We start from the raw sequence: 20,934 nt of genomic DNA on the forward strand, positions 1-20,934 counted from the left end.
GTCCCGAGGATGGTCGACGCCCGGACGGCTACCCAGCCCCGATGCCGCCCAAACGGTGATGTCACACTGAGGACTCCCATCGTGACAGGAGCGCAGTGGTGACGATCTCTCGGGTGCTGCGACTGGTGCCGGCAGCGGTGCTGGTGCTCGGCCTGGCGGCATGCACGGACGACGACCCCGACGCCGGCGGCAGCACGCCCTCGGCGAGCGCGACGGGCGGTGCCGGGAGCACCCCGGATGCCACGTCGTCGGACACGTCGTCCGCGTCGGAGACGCCGTCGGTGGTGCCCGCCACGGGCAAGGAGATCGGCGTCGCCACGGTGAGCATGCGGCTGACCGACTCGCCGGACTGGCGGGTGACCGACACCGCGGTGAACGTGGTCGCCCTCCTTCCCTCGGACACGGGCGCAAACCTGAGCGTGGGCCTGGTGGACGCTCCCAACCTGCCCGGGCGCGACACCGACGACAAGGGGGACTCCTTCGAGCGGACCCTGTCCACGGAGCCGGCGGCGCCGAAGCGGGTCGCGAACCGGGTCCTGGACGGGGTGGAGTGCTTCGTGCTCGACGGTCGCACCGACGACCTCCACCACTACGTCGTCGGTGCGGTGGTCGGTGACCGGGTCTTCCTGCTCCAGTTCAAGGTGCCGGCCGGCCTCGCCGACGGCGACCAGCTGATCGAGCAGATGCTCGCTTCGATCGACGTCAAGGACGCGTAGGCACCCACGGCACACGACGAGGGACGCGCCCGGTGTGGACGCGCCCCTCGCTGCTGGACCTGCTGACGATCAGCGGCCGCCGCCGTGGTCGGTGGTCGGCAGGTAGTCCGCATTGCCACCGAAGGTCGCGGTGAACCCGTCGGTGTTCAGGTACGCCGGGGCTGCCGGCGGCACCTTGCACTGCGCGCGGCCGTTCACGTCCGTGACCGCCCGGCACAGCTCGAGGTAGCCCGCCGAGACGGTCGTGTTCGTCGAGAACACCAGGGTCTGCCCGGCGATCGGCTCGTTGCCCGGCCCGCGCAGGACCGCCGTTACCTGACGGGGTGAGAACAGGTCGGTCGTGATCACCCTGAGGTCGTCGAGGTGGGTGGCCGCCCGCTCCACGACCTGGCTCAGCTCCGGCGAGGTGGCGCCGGCCCGGGTGGCGTCACCCGAGTAGGTGGCCGTCAGCGTGTAGCTGCCCGCGGCCAGGCCGTCGACGTCGAGCGTCGCCCGCTGCTGGCCCTCGACCGTGGCGAGCGGCACCGTGCCGATGACGTTGCCGCCGGACCGGAAGGTCACCGTCCCGGTGGGCGTGCCCGGAGCCGGGGCGCCGTCGGCCACGGTCGCGGTCAGCGTGACCCGGTCGCCGTACGTCGACGGGTTGGCGCTGGACACGATCCCGACGACGGTGACGCCGGCTCCGACCAGCTGCGAGGTGGACTCGGTGGAGCCCTCGAAGGTGACGCTGCCGCCGTACGACGCCCGGATCTCGTGCGCGCCGGGGGCCAGCGTGGCCGTGGCGAAGGTGGCGGTGCTGGTGCTCGCCTCGGAGGCGGGCGCCAGGCTGGTCGCGCCGAGCAGGGTGGTGCCGTCCCAGAACTGCACCACGCCGGTCGGCCTGCCGGTGGCCGGGGCGACCGCGCGGACCGTGGCGGTGAAGGTCACCGTCTGCCCGGCGTCCGCCTCGGCGTCGTCGGAGACCAGCTCGGTCGCCGAGCCGGCCTTGGTGACGGTCTGGCCGTTGCCCTGGTCGAGCAGGCCGGTGCTGGCGACGAACCGCGGCTCACCGCTGTAGACGGCCGAGATCCGGTAGGTGCCGGGCGACAGGTTCGCGAAGTCGGGGCTGGTCGCCGCGCCGTCGACGAGGCCCACCGGTGCCCCGAGCGGAGCCCCGTTGACCTTGAACTGGACCGTGCCGCCGGGGACGCCGGCGCCCGGCGCGATCGGGCTCACGGTCGCGGTGAAGCGGACCGCGGCACCCGGCTGCGACGGGTTGGTCGTCGACGAGACGACGGTCGAGGTCTGGGCGCGCTGGACCTTCTGCGCGACCGACCCGTTGCTCCCGGTGAAGCTGTCGTCGCCGTCGTACGTCGCGACCACGGCGTGCTGGCCGACGGAGAGCGAGTCGATGGTGATCGACGCGATCCCTCCGGTGGCCGAGCTGACCGGGGCCGAGCCGAGGACGGTGTCCCCGTCGGTGAAGGTGACGGTGCCCGACGGCGAGCCGGCGCCCGGCGCGAGCGCGCCGACCGTGGCCGTGAACGTCACCGGCTGCCCGACGACAGAGGTCGCGGCGCTGCTGGTGACGGTGGTCTTCGTCGCCGCCTTGTTGACCGTGTGGCTCACGACCGGCGAGGTGCTGGTGACGAAGTTCGGGTCGGCGCTGAGGTAGGTCGCCTTCACCTGGTGGGTGCCCCGCGTGAGCGAGCTCGTGGTGATCTCGGCGCTGCCGCCCGCGAGGGTGACGAACGCGCCGGGCTGGCCGTCGATGGTGAACTGGACCACGCCGCCGGGCTCGCCGGTGGCCGGCGCGACCGGGGTGACCGTCGCGGTGACGGTGACCGCCTGGCCGAAGACCGACGGGCTGGGGGAGACCTCGACCTCGGTCGAGGTGTGAGCCGCCGCGACCTCCTGGTCGAGCGAGGCGGTGGCGCCGGCGAAGCGGGTGTCGCCCTCGTAGTTCGCGGTGATCACGTGGTCGCCGGCATCCAGCTTCACCGGTGCCGAGACGACGCTGCCGCCGTTGAGCGGGACCGGCGAGCCGATCGGGTCGCCGTCGGCGAAGAACTGGACATTGCCGCTCGGGTCGCCGGCACCGGGCCCGACGACGGCGACGTCGGCGGTGAAGGTGAGGGGCTCGCCCGCGACCGCATCGGCGTTCGAGGTGCTCACGCTCACCGAGGTGTCGGCGCGGTCCACGCCGTGGGTGAGCTCGGCTGAGGTGCTGGTGGCGAGGTCGCCATTGCCGTTGTACGTCGCCTGCACGGTGTGGTTGCCCGGAGCCAGGTTGCTGATGCTGAGCTCCGCGGTGTCGTCGCCGGCCAGCTGGACGGCGGTGCCGTACGGCTCGCCGTCGACGTTGAACTGGACGCCGCCGGCGGGGTCGCCGACGCCGGGGGAGACCACGCCGACCGTGGCGGTGAAGGTGACCGCCTGGCCGCTGACGGTGGGGGACCCGGTGCTGGTGAGCGCGGTGCTGGTCGGCGCCTTGCCCACTGTCAGCTGCTTGGCCGCGGCGTCGCTGGTGACCAGGTTGCCGTCGCCGCTGTAGCGAGCGCCGATGGTGTGCTCGCCGGTGCTCAGCGTGGTGGTCGGCGGCGTGGTGGCGGACCCGCCGGAGACGGTCACCGGGGCGCCGAAGTCGTCCCCGTCGACGGTGAACTGGATCGTGCCGGTCGGCGTGCTCGTGCCGTTGACGGGCGCGACCTGGGCGGTGAAGGACACCGCCTCGCCGTGCACCACCGGTGAGGGCTGGAGGAGCGTCGTCGTGGTCGGGTTCTTCTTCACCTCGAACGACGTCGGGTCCGAGGAGCCCTTGTAGTAGGCCGTCTGCGCGAAGGACGCCGTGACGGTGGCGGACCGCGGCGGGCCCGCCACCGGCAGGCTCGCGGTGGCGACACCGCTGGCGTTGGTCGTCGCGTTGACCGACGTACCGCCGGACAGGGCGAACGTGACGACCCGTCCGGGCAGGACCGAGGCGGCCAGGTTGGGGTCGGTCAGCTTGGCCGACACGCTCACCGAGGTGTTCTGCGCACCCTCTGTGGCGCCGGTGTAGGCGATCTGGGTGATGTTGTCGATCGTCACCGAGCGGTTGGTCGTGTTGGTCGAGTTGGTGCAGTAGAGGAAGCCGGACCGCTTCCGCTCGATCGCCCGGGCGGTGTAGGCGCCGTTGGCGTAGCCGTGGGTGTCCACGACCACGCTCTTGGCGCCGGTGCCGCCCTGGACGCTTTCGAACACGACGGTGCCCCCGCTGTTGATCAGCTGCAGGGTCGTCTGCGGGCTGCTTCCGCTGAGGCAGCCGGTCCCGTCGCTCGCGCCGCTCGCAGCCAGCGTCGCGTTGCCGCGGAGAACGGCGTTCGCCGCCGGCGAGGTGATGTCGGCCGAGGCCGACGAGGTGAGGACGACAGGGATCCCGAGCCCCAGGGTGGTGGCCGCGAGGGCCGCGATCATGCGCCGCACAGAGGTTCCTTTCATCGGAGCGCGCCTCACTTCAGGAGGGCGCCGTGCGCCGTGGAGGAGAGGTGGTTGGCGTCACCCGCGTAGGTCACGTTGTAGCCACCGGCGAGGGTGAGCTGCAGGAGCTGGGGCGCCGCGTTGCACACGGCGAACCCGGACTCGTCGCTCACCGTGGTGCACACGAGCCTGGTGCCCACCCGGAACTCCAGGGGTACGCCGGCCAGGGGGTTGCCGCCCGCGGTGACCGTCGCCCGGAGCTGGCCGAGTGGCAGCAGCAGCGGCGTCAGCGAGACGACTGCGGGCGTGGCCTGGATCGCGGTCGGCTGCTTGGCCACCGTGATGCTGCGGGCACCGGAGGTGCTGGCGCCGAAGCGGTTGGTGCCGGCGTACTCCGCCTTGATCGTGTGGCTGCCCGCCCCGAGCCCGGAGACCGTCGCGGTCGCCACCGCCGTGTCGTTCGCGCCGGGAGCGAGGGTGGCCGTCGCGACGACCTGCCCGTTCTCGGTGAACCGCACGGTGCCCGTCGGCGAGCCGAGCCGGCCCTCGGCCGGGGTCACGGTCGCGGTCAGGGTGACGGCGTCGCCGTAGACCGAGAAGTCGCGGTCGAGGGCGAGCCCGGTGGTGGTCGCGATGACGCCGACGACCTGGGTCAGCTCGGCTGTGCCGGGGCTGTAGCGCAGGTCGCCCGAGTAGAGGACCCCGACGGTGTGGCTTCCGGGCGCCAGGTCGGCGAGGGTCGCGCTGGTCGCGGCCCCGTCCACCAGGCTGACTGCGGCGCCGACCGGGTGGCCGTCGACCGAGAACTGCACGAAGCCGGTCGGGGCGAGTCCGCCGTCCGAGGTGACCTCGGCGGTGAACTGCACGCCCTCGCCGACGCCTGAGGAGGCGGCCGAGGACGCGAGAGCCACGTCCGCGGTCCCGGTCCCGACCGACTGGGTGAGGATGTCGCCGCTGCCGGAGAAGCCCGGTGCCGCCTCGAAGCTGGCGATCACGGTGTGGTCGCCGGGCTCCGCGGAGTCGACCGGCGGGCTCACCGCGACACCGTCCTCGAGAGCCACCGGGGCGCCGAGGTCCTGGCCGTCGAGCGAGAACTGCACGGTGCCGGTCGGGGTGTCGCCCTCGGCGGTCACGCTCGCGCGGAAGGTGACCCCGGCGCCGTACGTCGACGGGTTGGCGCTCGACGTCAGCGTGGTCGTGGTCGCCACCACCGCGGTCCCCGGGATCACCGAGTGGGCCACGGCCTCCGACTCGCTCGCGCGGTAGTCGGCGTCGCCGGCGTAGCGGGCGGTGAGCTGGTGCGTACCTGCCGGCAGGTCGTCGACGTCGAGCGTGGCGACGCTGCCCGAGGCCGAGGCAACGAGCGGGACGGCGCCGAGGGACTCGGTGCCGGCGTAGAAGGTCACCGTGCCGGTGGGCGCGCCTGCGCCGGGGCTGACGGCGGCGACCGAGGCGGTGAGGGTGACGTTCTGGTCCTGCACCGACGGTGACGGGGAGGCCTGCACCACGGTGGTGGTGTCGGCGGCGTCGACGTCCTGCTCGCGCTGGTCGGAGCCGCCGAGGTAGTCGGCGTTGCCGGCGTAGCGGGCCTCGACGGTGTGGGTGCCGGCACCGAGGGAGGTGACCGGGGCGAACACCGCGACGCCGTTGTCGAGCGGGACGGGGCTGCCGACCTCGCTGCCGTCGACGAGGAGCTGGACCTGGCCGGCCGGCGTACCGCCGCCCGGAGCCTCGACCGTGACGGTGGCCGTGTAGCTCAGCGCCTGGCCGCTGACCGAGCTGCCCGACGGGCCGGCCAGCGCCACGGAGACCGCCGCCTTCGCGACGTTCACGGTGCGCTGGGTGGCCGTGCTGCCGGCGTACACGTCGTCGCCGGTGTAGCTCGCGACCACCTGGTTGGAGCCGACCGGGAGGTCGGTGACCACGGTGGAGGCGTTGCCGTCGGTGTCGACGCCGGCGCGGCCGACCTCGGTGCCGCCGACGGTGAACACGACGTCACCCGTGGGGGTGCCGGCGCCCGTGGTCACGCTCGCCGCGAGGGTGACCGGCTGGCCGTGGACCGCCGAGCCGGGAGAGACCGACGCGGAGGTGCTGGTGGCCAGCAGCGGCTCGCGGACCCGGAAGGTGACCGAGCTCGAGGTGCTGCCGGTGTGGTCGGCCGTGCCGCTGTAGGTGGCGATCACGGTGTGGTAGCCGAGGCCGAGCGTCGAGAGCTGGGCGCTGGTCGCCTGGCCGCCGCTGAGCGGGACGGCGGAGCCGAAGTCGGCGCCGTCGACGTTGAACAGGACGGTGCCGCCCGGGTCGCCGCCATGGCTCGGCGCGACGGTCGCGGTGAACCGGACCGGGTCGCCGATGGTCACCACGCCCGGCTGGGCGACGACGGCGGTGGTCGTCGGGATCGTGCCGACGGTGAAGGCCGTCTGCGTCGAGGCGGCCTCGTGGCCGCCGTCGCCGGCGTACGACGCCGTCAGGGTCGCCGTCCGCGGCGGTCCCGCCACGGAGATCTGGGTCTCGGCGACACCGGAGGCGTTGGTCGTGGCGTCGGCCGTCGCTCCGCCGGACAGGCTGAACGTGACGGTGCGCCCGGCCGCGCTCGCGCCGGTGCGGTCGGTCAGCGTGGCCCGGACCGTGGCAGTGCTGCCCTGCGGGGCGGAGGTGTCGCCGCCGTACGCGAGGGTGCTGCAGTTCTTCGGGGTCACGACGAGCGTGGCCACGGTGGTGACGCCACCGGCGGTCACCAGGACGCCCCAGGAGCCGCGGACGCCGCTCTTCTGCAGGCCGTCGGTCTCGCTCGGCGCGGTGAGGGTCGCCGCGTAGTTGCCGCCCGCGGTCGTGGTGGTGGTCGTCGTGCTGCCCTGCCCCGGGGACAGGGGCGACTTGTCGAGACGGACGCTGACCGGTACGCCGGCCGTGCCCGTGCTGAGCCTGCCGGCGACGGTGACGTCCGCGCCGGCGCAGGTCAGCGACGGCGTGATGGTCTCGGTGAGCGTGGTCGACGCGGCGGGGGTGGTCGCGCTGGACAGCTTGCGGTCCAGGGTCAGGGTCGCGCCGTCGAGCGGGAGCTTGAGGTACTCCTGTGCGTCGTTGCGGTGGTTCGGCGACCACCAGTGGGTGCTGACGAGTGAGCCGTCGGAGCTCTGCGAGTGGACCTTGCTGGTCGCGATGTTGCCCGCGGGGACACTCGCGGTCGCGTTCGTGACGTTCGCGGGGGCGTCGAGGGAGAACACGCCGTTGAACGTGTCGGCCCCGCTCCCGTAGCTGCCGGCGTTGTAGCTGAAGCCGCCGTCGTAGTCGACGTCGACGTCGGTCTGCCAGCTCTGCCCGGCCTCGATCGGGAAGTCGATGGCCCGCCAGCCACCGCGGGGCGTCATCACCAGGTCGACCGCTGCGGTGATGTTGGTCGAGATGATCGAGATCGACGCCTTGGCGTTGAGGTTCTGGTGCTGCTGCTCCTGCAGCAGCGCCAGGTCGGAGCGGCGGACGTACCGCGTGCCGCTCACCGACCCGGAGAAGTTGCTGAGGTTCGCGGTCCCGATGCCGTCCACCGCGGCACTGCCTCCGCCGCCGGTGATGGTGCCGGTGATGTTCAGCTTGTAGGCGCTGTGTCCCTGGAACGTCTCCACGCCGGCGACGGTGTAGGTGACGTTCTCGTTGATCGTGACGTCCGCCGTGTCCGCGGTGTAGCGGAAGGTCGTCGCGTAGGTCCACGCCCACCCGGTGTTCCACGCGACGGCGTCGTCGCCGCCGGCCTGCGCGGCGCTCGCGGGCGCGACGCCGGTGGTCGTGACCAGCCCCGCGACGATCGTCGCGAGGACGCTGAGCCAGGCCATCCGTCGCCGGAAGGCTCGGGCCGCGCGTCGGCGGCCACCGGGCAGGAGTGTGTTGTCGATCGGCGCAGGGAGCATGCGTCACCGTCCCGTCAGGAGGGGGGTGCCACCCGAGAGGTACGGACACGGGGACCGTGTGGCGGAGGGAGTGAGCCGGATTCAAGCAGGTTGTGACCGCGTCCACACCGGTTTTGTGAGAAGGGTTCACGTTTTCTTTACCTTCGTGGGTGCCCGTGGTCGCCCCGGCTCGGCGTTTGCGGCGGCGCGCCGTAACCTTGCTCCTTGTGGCAGGCCCCGACTACGACGCCGAGATCAAGCAGCTGACTGCGACGATGCACACCATCGAGCAGGTCCTCGACCTGCCCAGGATGGAGCGTGAGATCGCCGACCTCGGCGAGCAGGTCGCCGCCCCCGACCTGTGGGACGACCAGGCCAACGCCACCCGCGTCACCGGCCGGCTCTCGTCGCTGCAGGGCCAGGTCGAGCGGTTCCGCGGCCTCCAGCAGCGCATCGAGGACCTCGGCGTCCTCGCCGAGCTCGCCGCCGAGGAGAGCGACGCCGACACCCTCGCCGAGGCCGACTCCGAGCTCGCCCGGGTCAAGACGGCCGTGGAGGGACTCGAGGTCCGCACCCTGCTCTCCGGTGAGTACGACGAGCGCGAGGCCATCGTCACGATCCGCTCCGGCGCCGGTGGCGTCGACGCCGCGGACTTCGCCGAGATGCTGATGCGGATGTACACCCGCTGGGCCGAGCGCAACAAGTACCCCGTCGAGGTCTACGACGTCTCCTACGCCGAGGAGGCCGGCATCAAGTCGGCCGAGTTCGCGATCCACGCGCCGTACGCCTACGGCACCCTCTCCGTCGAGGTCGGCACCCACCGCCTGGTCCGGATCAGCCCCTTCGACAACCAGGGCCGCCGCCAGACGTCGTTCGCCGCCGTCGAGGTCGTCCCGCAGCTCGAGCAGACCGACGAGATCGAGGTCGACGAGAACGAGATCCGGGTCGACGTGTTCCGCTCCGGCGGCCCCGGCGGCCAGTCGGTCAACACCACCGACTCCGCGGTCCGCCTCACGCACATCCCCACCGGCATCGTGGTCTCCTGCCAGAACGAGAAGTCGCAGCTGCAGAACAAGGCCGCTGCGATGATCGTCCTCAAGGCCAAGCTCCTCGCCAAGAAGAAGGCCGAGGAGGCCGCGCTCAAGAAGGACCTCAAGGGCGACGTCGCCGCGAGCTGGGGCGACCAGATGCGCAACTACGTCCTCAACCCGTACCAGATCGTCAAGGACCTGCGCACCGGCTACGAGACCGGCAACCCGCAGCCCGTCTTCGACGGCGAGATCGACGGCTTCCTCGAGGCCGGGATCCGCTGGCGGCGTGGGGCAGAGCAGGAAGGCTGACGCTTCAGGGTAGATGCGGCGCGTGAGCGACTCACGGTGTTTGTTTGGCCGTCGCTTCGCTCCGGCATGTCGCGCCGCCTTTGGCGCCGTTTCTTCCTCCCCCGCTCGCTCGTTCCTCGCTCGCTCCTCCGTCCAGAAACGGCGGGCGGCGCGACGAGACTCAGCCGCGCGTGATGCCTCAGCGCATCAGATGCGGCTGAGTGTTTTTCCGTCGGGCGCGCCGCGTTGCCTGGACGGAGCGGAGCGAGCGCCAGCGAGCGCAGCGGAGGAAGGCAACGCGCAAAAGCGCGCCCGACATGCGCGAGCGAAGCGAGCGCCAAACAAACACCGTGAGTTCCCTCGCGCGCCGCGCCAACCCTGCTGGATCTCGCTCCGCCGAGTCCCTACCGCCCCTTCGCGGCCGCCGAGCGCGGGCTGTACGAGCCCCAGCCGAGGTCGTTGCGGGCCCGGATCCGCACGGCCCAGCGGCCCTTGCGGGGCAGTCGGACGGCGGCGGCGCTCGCCTGGCCGGACAGCACGCCCGTCTTGCTGCGCGACAGCACCCGTCCCGACCTGTCGAGCCGGAAGACCTGCAGCACGTAGCCGGTGATCGTGCCGCCGCCGTCGGCCGGCGGGGTCCAGTGCACGTCGACGGTGATCCGGCCGCCCCGGGCGCCCTTCTTCACGGAGGGAGCGTGCGGCGTGCCCGGCCGGGACGTGGGCAGCCCGGGGGGCAGGGGATCGGGGGTGCCGGACGGGTCGAAGGGGATCTCCGTGTCCGGGGGCACGGGCACTCCGGTGCCACCGGCACACCCGGACATCAGGAGCTGGTAGCGGCCGAGGCTGCCGTAGTCGTCGTACCCACCCCCGACGGTGGTCCAGCCGCTGGCGCCTCCCGGGCCCGAGCCGCCCCCGGAGACCGCCAGGTAGTAGGGACCGCCTGCGACGGGGACGTTGAGGGAGGCGCCCATCCCGCTGATCGTGCCGGAGCTCCGGGTCGTCTGGGGAGCGCTGGAGGCCAGCACGTTGCCGGAGGCGTCGCGCAGCTCGAGGATGACGTCGAGGTTGGGCCCGACGCCGGCCGGCGAGGCGGTGGCGGTGAGCATGCCGAGGCAGTCGGTCAGCGCGTACCAGTCGCTGTCCGCCGGGGTCGAGATGATGCCGCCGTCGTCGGGCAGTGTGCTCAGGTCGGCGGCCGTCGCGGGGGTGCTGCCCGCGTCGTCGGTGCGCAGCGGCAGGCCGTGCGCGCCGATCACGGTGAGGTCGTCCTCGTGGTTGTTGGCCCCGGAGTAGTCGCCCCGCGACCACTGGGTGATCGCCGCGCCGTAGGGGCTGCCCATGATCGGGCCCCACAGGGCGGTGCCGGCGTAGTAGCCGCTGCTGCCGGTGCCGTCGTGCGAGAGGCCCAGGGTGTGCCCGGCCTCGTGCGCCGCCGCGTCGGCCATGTTCTTCGCCTTCTGGCCCAGGGAGGCGGGGAAGACCCAGGCCGGGCTGTGCAGCTCGCTCGACGCGATCTCGTCGTAGGTGCCGATCCACGCGATGCCGCCGCACCCGCCGCCGCACAGCTGGGTCTGCACCGAGCCGTCGTTGGTGAACGCCACCCGGGCGCCGTACGACGGGTCGTTGCTCGAGGCCCGGAACAGGCCGCCGTACAAGGGCTCCTGGGTGGTCACGTCCACGTCCCAGGGAGCGAAGTCCTCGGCGACGCGGGCCCACACCTCGCGGATCACGGTCTGCTCGGCGTCGGAGAACAGCAGCGCGAGCCCGTCCAGCGACCAGCCGCCGAACAGCAGGCTGTTGAGGCCGTTGAGGAGCCACGAGTTCGTGGCGAGCAGGCTGCCGCCGTCGAAGTCGAGGTAGATGCTGCGGGCAGCGCCGGGGCGGCTGTGCAGGGAGAAGGTGGGGACGTCCGCGGTGGCCGCGAGGGTCTGGGCGACCGCGGGCGGCGGGGTGTCGGACGACGTCGCGTCGGCCACGTCGGCCGGCGGCTGCCATTCGTCGACGGCGTAGAGCGTGCCGTCCGCGGCCACGTCCAGCGACGGGTCGGAGTCCAGCAGCCGCTGCTCGGCGGCGGTCAGCCCGGGGACGTCGGGCTCGGGCGCCGCGGCAGCGGGCAGCGCGAGCATGCCGACGGCCAGTGCCAGGCCGGCGAGCCCGAGGGTCCCTCTTCGCAGGGCGTGCATGGAGACACGATCGGCTCGGCGGGGGACCACCCTGAAGGGCCGCTGCGCAGGTCAGGACGAAGTCCCGGCAACTGTGCCCGATCGATCAGGTCAGCGGCACCGACGCCGCCTGCGCGACCGCGACGCACCAGCGTCCGGCACGGTCGACGAGCTCGTCCTGGGCGACGTCGGCGGGCAGGGTCAGGCTGCAGGCCAGCCACGCGTCGCCGAACAGGCCGCGGAAGGAGACGGTCTGCACGACGTCGCCCGCGCAGAGCACGCCCGCCGACGGGCTGCCGTACGCCGGCGCCGCGGGCAGCGCCGTGCACGCCTTGGTGACCGACGCCGTCGCCATCGCCTGGGCCGTGTCGGTGGTGATCGGCGGGGCGAACACCCAGCCCCGCGCCTCGACGGGAGCGGCGGTGCCGGTGGGGTCGGTGGTGTCGGTGGTGTCGGTCGTGTCGGAAGGGGAGAAGCGGCAGCCGTACTCGTGGGGGACGTCGCCGACGGGGAAGGCGTCGGACTGCTCGCCGTTGTCGTACGCCGCCAGCGTGGCCTCGGCGCCGAGCGCCTTCTCCACCGCCGCCGCGGGCACCAGGTCGCAGAAGGGCGCGCGCTGCACGACCGCCTTCGAGGTGTCGAACTCGGCCAGGGGAGTGCCCTTGTAGGGGGCCGGCTCGCGCGAGAGCGTGGCGTCGCCGGAGACGGCCACGCCGATGGCGACGGGTACGAGCGTGAGCAGCGCTGAGAGGAGCAGCGCACGCAGGACCATCGGCACACGGTCACCCTAGAGGACGCCCCGAATGACGAGGAACGACCATGCCGGTGGTCCGGATGGGCCATTGCCCTCGGGTGCTCGCGACCGGTTCACTGGCGACGCGGGCGTGGGGCCCGCCGTCATCGCGCCTCTGCTCCGCGGCGCCCTTCTGCTGGGGGACAACCATGCAGCCTTCCCGCGTTCTCGCGCGCCTGCTCGCCCTTCTGCTCGCCCTCGCGGGCCTGGCGGTGGTCGGGACCGCCGTGCCGTCGGCCCATGCCACGACGCCCAAGGCCGACGGCGGAGGCCGTGACAAGCAGGCCGCGCTGGCCGACCTCACCCTGTCCGGGACCGTCACCACCGAGGACGGGGGGCCGCTGGACGCATGGGTGAGCCTCTATCAGTGGCAGTCGGGCGCCGACCTGTTCGAGCCGATTGACGGGGCGCCGGTGGCGGACGAGCCGGGGAGCCCGTCCTACTCGTTCTCGGTCGCGCCCGGGTCCTACTACGTCGCGGTCGAGGACACCACCGGCGGTGCCTACCTGACCGGCTACAGCGGATCTGCCACCGAACCGCCCACTGGGCTCGACAGCAGCGGCGTGGTCACCGTGTCCGACTCCTCCCGGACCGCGGACGTCGTCCTGGCCCTCGCGCCGACGGCGCAGACGGTGAGCGGCTCCGTCGTCGACGGGTCCGGCGACCCGGTCTCCGACGCGTACGTCGAGACCTCCGCGGGCCCGGGCTACGACGACGACACCACGGACGTGGACGGCGCCTTCTCGCTGACCCTGGTGCCCGGGAGCTACCAGCTGTGGGTGCAGGCGCCCGTCGAGTTCGAGGACACCCTCGTGGACATCGTCGTGGACGCGGACGGGGGTGTGCTCGAGCCGATCGTCCTGAACCCGGCCGGCCAGTGGACGGTGTCGGGCAAGGTGCGCGACGCCGACGGCCCGCTTGCCGACGCCGAGGTGCAGGTCGTCCAACTGATCCCGGACGGTGAGGGCGGCTGGTACGACGGCGACTGGGTCGCCGACGCCGTCACCGGCCCGGACGGCACCTTCGCGGCCGAGGGCATCCGGTCCGGGGACGAGTACACGGTCCGCGCCTCCGCGACCGGCCACGGCACCCGGTACGCCGGCAACGTGGCGTCTCTCGACGCCGCCGGCCTCGAACACGTCCATCTGGCCGGTGACCACACCTTCTCCGACATCACGCTGCCGGAGGCCTCGACCCTCGGCGGCACGGTGACCGGACCGAACGGACCCGAGTCCGAGACCCAGGTCGCGCTGTACGCGTGGGACGAGACGGCCGGCGCCTTCGTCCGCCAGGACAGCGCGTTCACCGACGACTCCGGGGTCTACGCCTTCAGCAGCATCGAGGCCGGGACGTACACGCTGCACTTCGAGCCGGCCGAGGCATCCTCGGCAGCCGCGGCCTGGCTCGTGGGCGCCGACATGCCGTCGGGCCCGGCTGCGCCCGGCACCTTCGTGGTGTCCTCGGTGCCGGCCGCGCTGACGAAGGACAAGGTCCTCGCGCAGGCGCAGGTCGCCACCGGTCGGATCACCGACCAGATGCACAACCCGCTGTCCGACGGAGGTGTCGTCGCCTACCGGTGGGACGCCGATGCCGTGGAGTGGCAGCAGGTGGGTACCGCCACCACCGGCGCCCAGGGCACCTACGCGGTCCGGCTGCCGGCTGCCGGCGACACGGTCACCTTCCGGTTCTCGCGCGGCGGGTTCAGCGCGCGCTTCCTCGGTGGCGGCACGTCCCTGCCGGCCGCCCCGAACGGGACCAACAGCCGCGTCGTACCCGCGAGTGGCGACCTGGCGCTGCCGGACGCCGAGCTCCCGCCGTTCGTCAGCCAGCTGGGCAAGGTCGCCGGGCAGGACGACCTGGCCTACTGTCGCGCCAACGTGCTGCCGGCCAACGACGACGGCTCCAGCGACGAGGTGGAGCTCCCGTTCGACGTGAAGTTCTACGGCAACCCGTTCAGCAGCCTCTACGTCAACAACAACGGCAACGTCACCTTCGGGTCGCCGCAGAGCGAGTACACGCCGAGCGCCCTCAACGGGCCCACAGCGGTGCCGATCATCGCGCCGTTCTTCGCCGACGTGGACACCACGGGCACCGGTTCGAACGTCGTCACCTACGGCGCCTCCGCCGACGGCAAGTCGTTCTGCGTCAACTGGGCGGACGTCGGCTACTACGAGTCGCACGACGACAAGCTCAACACCTTCCAGCTCATCCTCACCTCCCGCACGGGCGCCTCCGGCCGCACCGCCGGCGACTTCGACGTCCGGTTCAACTACGACGAGGTGCTCTGGGAGACCGGTGACGCCTCGGACGGCGCGAACGGCCTCGGTGGGACGTCCGCCGCGGCGGGCTTCTCGGCCGGCACGGGAGCGCCCGGGTCCTACGTCCAGCTCGAAGGCTCCCTCGTCAACGGCGCACTCCTGGACGCGGGCCCGCACGCCCTGGTCGCCAGCTCCCAGAACTCGGCCCAGCCGGGCCGCTACAACTTCGAGATCCGCAACGACGGCTTCCAGCCCACCCTGGGCGGACTGACCGGCCACGTCCAGAAGGTCGGGGGAGCCCCGGTCGTCGGGGCGTACGTCGAGGCGTGTCGGACCGGCACGTACCAGTGCTCGTACACCGACACCAACGCGTCCGGCGACTACGCCTTCACCGCGCTCAACGCCGGCAGCTACGCCGTCGAGGTGTGGCCTCCCGACAACACCCTCTTCAGCGGAGGCACGACCGCCTCCGTCACCACCGGCGACACGACGACCGCTCCCGTGGTGATCCTCCAGGCGCCCGTGCCGATGCCGGACAACGTGCAGCTGAACGGCGCCGGCGCCGACGGGAGTGTGCCCTCGGTCTACTACGGTGACCCCGTCCACCTGCGGATCATGGGCTGCGAAGGTGTCAGCACGCCGACGTACACCGTGGCGCTCACGACCGGCCAGGTGCTCCGCAACAGCCTGCCCCTGACCCTGACGGCCCCGGGCGTCTACGAAGCGGACATCGCCCCCTTCAGCCCGGACCACGGCGACGCCGTGATCACCACCAACGTCCCGAAGACCTGCGGTGGTCCGGGCACGTCGTTCAACATCTACATCGACCCGGCCGGCGTGGTCACCGACCAGTGGGGCCGGCCGCTCGACGGTGCGACGGTGACGCTCTACCGCGCGGAGGAGGCCACCGGGCCCTTCGACGTCGTGCCGAACGGCAGCGACATCATGAGCGCAAGCAACCAGTCCAACCCTGACACGACCGGCGCGGACGGCATGTTCCAGTGGGACGTGCAGGCCGGCTTCTACAAGGTCAAGGCGGCCGCCACGGGCTGCACCCAGTTCACGACGGACGCGATGCAGATCGCGCCCGCACGGACCCACCTGGTCCTCAAGCTGCAGTGCTCGGCCGGTGCGCCGACCGCCGCCGGCTCCCCGACGATCACCGGCGTGCCGCAGGTCGGCCGGACCATCACGGCCGTCGACACCTCCTGGCCGGCGCCGCTGACGAGCACGGTCGAGCTGGTGCGCAACGGGCAACCGCTCGGCGCCGCCGCCTACACCCTCAAGGCGGGCGACGAGGGAGCGGTGTTCACCGCGCGCTCGACAGCGCGCCGCCCGAGCGTGCAGAGCGACGACGGACCGGACGCGGGACAGCTGAACCGCACCGTCGCGTTCGAGGTCGTCACTGCGAACAGCGTCACCGGGCTCGCCGCACCGCTGGCCGCGACGACGACGACCCTGACGGGCAAGAAGAAGGCCAAGGTCGGCTCGAGGCCGGTCGTGACGGTGACCGTAGCGGCGCCGGGCGTCGTACCGGCTGGAACGGTGATCGTGCGGATCGGGTCGAAGGTCGTCGGCACCGCTGTCCTCGTCGGCGGCGTCGCCAAGGTCAAGCTCAAGAAGCTCAAGAAGAAGGGAAAGGTCACGCTGGTGGCCACCTACGCCGGCAGCGCCACCACCACGGGGTCGACGTCCGCGCCGTTCAAGGTCAAGGTGCGGTAGGCCACCACGACCCACCGGCGACGGGTCCACCGGTCGGCTTCGGCGGTGGCGTACCGTCAGGTCAGTGATTCGCTTCGAGAAGGTCACCAAGCGCTATCCCGGCCCCGGCCGGCCGGCGCTGGACCAGGTCACCCTCGACATCGACAAGGGCGAGTTCGTCTACCTCGTCGGTACGTCGGGATCCGGCAAGTCCACCGCGCTGCGGCTGGTGCTGCGCGAGCTGCGCCCGACCACCGGTCGCGTGCACGTCGCCGGCAAGGAGATCAACCGGATGGCCGGGTGGAAGGTGCCGCGGCTGCGGCGCCAGATCGGCACCGTGTTCCAGGACTTCCGGCTGCTGCCCAACAAGACGGTCACGGAGAACGTCGCCTTCGCCCAGCAGGTGATCGGCAAGTCGCGCCGCGAGATCGGCAAGGTCGTCCCCGAGACGCTCGAGCTGGTGGGCCTCAAGGACAAGGGCGACCGGATGCCCGACGAGCTGTCCGGCGGTGAGCAGCAGCGGGTGGCGATCGCCCGCGCGTTCGTCAACCGCCCGATGATCCTCATCGCCGACGAGCCGACCGGAAACCTCGACCCGGCCACCTCCGTCGGCATCATGAACCTCCTCGGTGACATCAACGAGACCGGCACCACGGTCGTGATGGCCACCCACGACCACGGCATCGTCGACCAGTTCACCAAGCGGGTGATCGAGCTCGACAGCGGGAAGGTCGTGCGCGACGAGGCGTCCGGAAGCTACGGCTTCCAGCACTGACCCGGATCCGATCCAGCCCGATCCAGAGAGCCTTCCTCATGCAGCTTCGCTACGTCTTCACCGAGCTCCGCACCGGCCTGCGCCGCAACCTGTCGATGCACCTCGCGGTGATCCTCACGCTCTTCGTGTCCCTCTCGCTGGCCGGCATCGGCATCCTTGTCCAGCGCGAGGCCACCGTCGCCCGCGACAGCCTCGGTGACGAGCTGAAGATCCTGGTCAACCTGTGCACCGACGACGACCCCTCGCACAGCCCCAACTGCGCGAGCGGTGAGGTCACCGCCGACCAGCAGCAGCGCATCGAGAAGGAGATCAAGGACAACGACGAGGTCCGCTCCTTCGCCTACCAGTCGAAGGAGGAGGGCTTCGAGAAGGCGAAGGAGACCCTCCCCGAGTCGTCGTACTCCGGGCCCGACCCGATCGTGACCGCCGAGGGCTGGCCCGCGGCGTACTGGGTGACGCTCAAGACCCCGGAGCGCGCCGACGGCATCATCAGCGCGCTGGAGGGCCTCGACGGGGTGTCCGGCATCAAGGACCAGCGCAAGGCGCTGGGCCAGATCTTCGGGATCATGACCGTGTTGAAGTACGGCTCCTGGATCGGCGCCGGCTTCCTGCTGTTCGCGGCGCTGCTGCAGGTCACCAACACGATCCGGCTCGCCGCCCTGGCCCGGCGGCGCGAGATCGCGATCATGCGCCTGGTGGGCGCCTCGACGCTCTACATCGCGCTGCCGTTCCTGCTCGAGTCGCTGGTGGCCGCCATCGTGGGCGTCGCCCTCGCGGCCGGCGTGCTGGCTGCCTTCCAGCACTGGGGCGTGGACCAGGCCCTGTCCGACCACGTCTCGTTCCTGCCGTGGGTCGACTGGGGCGACTACACCCATGCGCTGTTCGGGCTCTTCCCGCCGGGCATCGTGCTGCTCGGCCCGGCGCTGACGCTGATCCCGACACTCCTGCTGACCCGCAAATACGTCAAAGTCTGATCGTCGGCGACTACGGTCGAGGGGTTCACTTCCCCGAACACCGATTGGTCGTACCGTGCGCTTCTTCCCCAGCGCCCCGTGGCTGAGTCGTGCCTTGCCCGATCTGCGCGACAGGCTGCCCGTGTGGGCCCACCCCCAGTGGCTGGTGACCGCTGTCGCCACCCTCGTCGCCGTGGCCGGGCTGGCCGTCCCGCTGGCCCATGCCGACGACCGCGACGACCTCAAGGACAAGCAGAACCACGTCAAGGGCGAGATCGCCAGCGTCAAGGGCGACATCCACGAGGCCAGCCAGCAGGTCGCCAAGATCGCCAAGCGGCTCGAGAAGGCCAAGGCCCGGCTCGGCGGCGCCCGCACCCGGCTCGCCTCGGTCCGCGCCGACCTCGCCGACGCGCAGGCCCAGGCGGCGACCCTGGCCACCCAGCTGGCCGACGCGCAGACCCAGCTGACCACCGCCCGGGCGGCACTGGCCCAGGCCCGCGCCGATGTCGCCACCCAGCGTGACGTGAGCCGGGACACGGTGATCGGCATCGCGACCGCGGGCGACACCCGGCTCGCGCTGCTGGCGGCGTACGCCGACGCGGGCAGCATCGAGGACGTGCTGATGGGGCAGACCGCCAACGACCTCGTGATGGGGCGCCAGCACGACGCGCTGGTCGCGCTCGAGGCCGCCGAGGACGCGATGGAGCAGCAGCGGGTCGCCGTCCGGGCCGCCCGCGACCAGGTCGCCGCCGCCAAGAAGGCCGCCGACGACAACGTCGCGACCGTGCAGGCCCTCGTCGACCGGGCCGCGGCCACCGAGACCGAGGTCGAGAACCTCGTCGCCCGCAACAAGGGGCTGCGCAAGGAGGTCGTCGCCGCGCGGGAGGCCGACCGCAAGGCGCTGCGCCGCCTCGAGAAGCGTGAGGCGAAGATCCGGCAGAAGATCATCGAGCTGTCGAAGAAGCAGGGCGGCAGCTACAACGGCGACACCGCCGGCCTGCTCGCCCGTCCCGGTCCGGGACCGGTCACCTCGCCGTACGGCTACCGGATCCACCCGATCTACGGCTACTGGGGCCTGCACAACGGCACCGACTTCGGCACCGGCTGCGGCGCGGCACTGTGGGCCGGCGAGTCCGGCACCGTGATCGACGAGTATTACGACGAGGTCTACGGCAACCGCCTCTACCTCGCGATCGGCAAGGTGAACGGCGCCGACATCGTGCTGGTCTACAACCACATGAGCAAGTACGCCGTGGGCGAGGGTGCGAAGGTCGCCCGCGGCCAGGTCGTCGGGTACTCCGGCTCCACCGGCTGGTCCACCGGCTGCCACCTGCACTTCATCGTGATGCGCAACGGCGACACCGTCGACCCGATGGGCTACCTCTGAGCGGTACGGACGTCGAGGAGGTCGTGCAGCGACCGTCACGAGACGCCCGCCGCCAAACCGGTTGCCGGCCCTGAGAGAATCGACGCATGGCCAAGAAGTCGGGTGCGAAGCAGGAGGACGCGAGCGGGCGCAAGCTCGTTGCGTCCAACAAGAAGGCGCGCCACGACTACCACATCGAGGACACCTTCGAGGCCGGCATGGTGCTCCAGGGCACCGAGGTGAAGTCGCTGCGGATGGGCCGCGCCAGCCTGGTCGACGGCTTCGTCGACATCGAGGGCGGCGAGGCGTGGCTGCACGGTGTGCACATCCCTGAGTACGCGCAGGGCACCTGGACCAACCACGCCGCGCGTCGCAAGCGCAAGCTGCTGCTCAACCGGGTCGAGATCGACAAGATCGAGCGCAAGGTCAGCGAGAAGGGCCACACCGTCATCCCGCTCTCCCTCTACTTCGTCAAGGGCCGGGCCAAGGTCGAGATCGGCCTCGCCAAGGGCAAGAAGTCCTGGGACAAGCGGCAGGCCATCGCCGAGCGCACGGCCGACCGCGAGAAGCAGGAGGCGATCGGTCGCCGGCTCAAGGGCATGAGTGACTGAGGACCGGTCGGAGGATGCCCGCGCGGTGCGGGCGTTCTGGGAGCCGCTCGGGCTGCCCGGGCTGTTCGACGTGCACACCCACTTCCTGCCGCCCAACATCCAGCGCGCCGTGTGGCGGGTCTTCGACGAGGCCGGCCCGAAGATCGGGCGGCCCTGGCCGATCCGCTACCGGCAGTCGCTGGAGGAGCGGGTGGCGCTGCTGCGGGCCTTCGGGGTCCGGGCGTTCCCGACCCATCCCTACGCGCACAAGTCGGGCGTCGCGTCGTACCTCAACGACTGGTCGCGCGACTTCGCGGCGACCGCGCCCGAGATCCTGCGCTCGGCCACGTTCTACCCCGAGCCCGAGGCGGAGAAGTACGTCGCCGAGCTGGTCGACGACGGCGTCCGGATCTTCAAGATCCACCTGCAGGTGGGCGAGTTCGTCGCCGACGACCCGGTCCTCGACCCGGTCTGGGGGATCCTCGAGGACGCCGGCACGCCCGTGACCGTGCACGCCGGGTCCGGCCCGGTCGGCAACGAGTTCACCGGACCCGACTCGGTGGCCCGCCTGCTGCGCCGCTTCCCGCGGCTGCGGCTGATCATCGCCCACATGGGAGCGCCGGAGTACGACGACTTCCTGGTGCTGGCCGAGCGCCACGCGAACGTGCACCTCGACACCACCATGGTGTTCACCGACTTCTTCGACCGCGACGGCGGCTACCCGACCGGACTGCTGCCGCGGGTGCGGGACCTGCGGCCCAAGGTGCTGCTCGGCTCGGACTTCCCGACCATCCCGTACCCCTACCACCACCAGCTCGAGGGACTCGCGCGCCTCGGCCTCGGCGACGACTGGCTGCGCGACGTGTGCTGGCACAACGGCGCACGGCTCTTCGGCGTCGCCGGTTCTTGAGCCGCGCCTCTTCCCCTGCGGGCCCAGCGGTGCTGGACTGAGGTCCGAGCTCATCCAAGGGGGAAAGAAAAT

General features: G+C 71.8%; 12 protein-coding genes. 8 read left to right on the forward strand and 4 right to left on the reverse strand.

The window, feature by feature from the left end; all coding sequences use genetic code 11:
* The first annotated feature begins 98 nt into the window (after nt 1–98).
* Nucleotides 99–716, forward strand: a complete 618-nt coding sequence (locus FBY23_RS08750) for a DUF1795 domain-containing protein (protein WP_141797799.1) — start codon at nt 99–101, stop codon at nt 714–716.
* Nucleotides 717–785: 69 nt separating this feature from the next.
* On the opposite strand, the gene FBY23_RS08755 is transcribed toward FBY23_RS08750, so the two are convergent.
* Entirely contained in the window at nt 786–4,148 is a 3,363-nt protein-coding gene (locus tag FBY23_RS08755; protein ID WP_160158192.1) for an Ig-like domain-containing protein, read from the reverse strand.
* A gap of 35 nt (nt 4,149–4,183) precedes the next feature.
* Nucleotides 4,184–8,056: an S-layer family protein gene (locus tag FBY23_RS08760; protein WP_141797801.1), complete on the reverse strand. Its 3,873-nt coding sequence runs from the start codon at nt 8,054–8,056 to the stop codon at nt 4,184–4,186.
* Between the two features lie 206 nt (nt 8,057–8,262).
* Here FBY23_RS08760 and prfB point away from each other — a divergent pair, with 206 nt between their 5' ends.
* Nucleotides 8,263–9,375 (forward strand): peptide chain release factor 2, encoded by a 1,113-nt coding sequence (gene prfB, locus FBY23_RS08765; protein ID WP_141797802.1) that lies wholly within the window; start codon nt 8,263–8,265, stop codon nt 9,373–9,375.
* Nucleotides 9,376–9,758: 383 nt separating this feature from the next.
* Here prfB and FBY23_RS08770 read toward each other — a convergent pair whose 3' ends face one another.
* Nucleotides 9,759–11,537, reverse strand: coding sequence for a zinc-dependent metalloprotease family protein (locus tag FBY23_RS08770; protein ID WP_141797803.1), 1,779 nt, complete (start codon nt 11,535–11,537; stop codon nt 9,759–9,761).
* A gap of 85 nt (nt 11,538–11,622) precedes the next feature.
* A complete protein-coding gene (locus FBY23_RS08775; protein WP_141797804.1) occupies nt 11,623–12,288 on the reverse strand; it encodes a hypothetical protein in 666 nt (221 codons plus the stop codon).
* 170 nt (nt 12,289–12,458) lie between these two features.
* On the opposite strand from FBY23_RS08775, the gene FBY23_RS08780 reads away from it, so the two are divergent.
* The 6 genes from FBY23_RS08780 (at nt 12,459) to FBY23_RS08805 (ending at nt 20,862) form a co-directional block, all read left to right on the forward strand.
* A complete protein-coding gene (locus FBY23_RS08780) occupies nt 12,459–16,289 on the forward strand; it encodes a carboxypeptidase regulatory-like domain-containing protein (RefSeq protein WP_160158193.1) in 3,831 nt (1,276 codons plus the stop codon).
* A gap of 64 nt (nt 16,290–16,353) precedes the next feature.
* Nucleotides 16,354–17,043 carry a cell division ATP-binding protein FtsE gene (gene ftsE / locus FBY23_RS08785; protein ID WP_141797806.1) on the forward strand — a complete coding sequence of 230 codons (690 nt, stop codon included), beginning with the start codon at nt 16,354–16,356 and terminating at the stop codon, nt 17,041–17,043.
* A 38-nt stretch (nt 17,044–17,081) separates the two neighbouring features.
* Nucleotides 17,082–18,017: a permease-like cell division protein FtsX gene (gene ftsX, locus FBY23_RS08790; protein ID WP_141797807.1), complete on the forward strand. Its 936-nt coding sequence runs from the start codon at nt 17,082–17,084 to the stop codon at nt 18,015–18,017.
* A gap of 94 nt (nt 18,018–18,111) precedes the next feature.
* Nucleotides 18,112–19,383, forward strand: coding sequence for a M23 family metallopeptidase (locus FBY23_RS08795; protein ID WP_141797808.1), 1,272 nt, complete (start codon nt 18,112–18,114; stop codon nt 19,381–19,383).
* Nucleotides 19,384–19,469: 86 nt separating this feature from the next.
* The gene (smpB, locus tag FBY23_RS08800) at nt 19,470–19,973 is read left to right on the forward strand and encodes an SsrA-binding protein SmpB (protein WP_141797809.1); all 504 of its coding nucleotides are present in this window, start codon (nt 19,470–19,472) and stop codon (nt 19,971–19,973) included.
* Nucleotides 19,966–20,862 (forward strand): amidohydrolase family protein, encoded by an 897-nt coding sequence (locus tag FBY23_RS08805; protein WP_222117775.1) that lies wholly within the window; start codon nt 19,966–19,968, stop codon nt 20,860–20,862. Before smpB ends, FBY23_RS08805 begins: the two co-directional genes overlap by 8 nt.
* Nucleotides 20,863–20,934 lie beyond the last annotated feature (72 nt).

The organism is Nocardioides sp. SLBN-35, assembly GCF_006715725.1.
In the GTDB taxonomy this organism is placed as follows: domain Bacteria; phylum Actinomycetota; class Actinomycetes; order Propionibacteriales; family Nocardioidaceae; genus Nocardioides.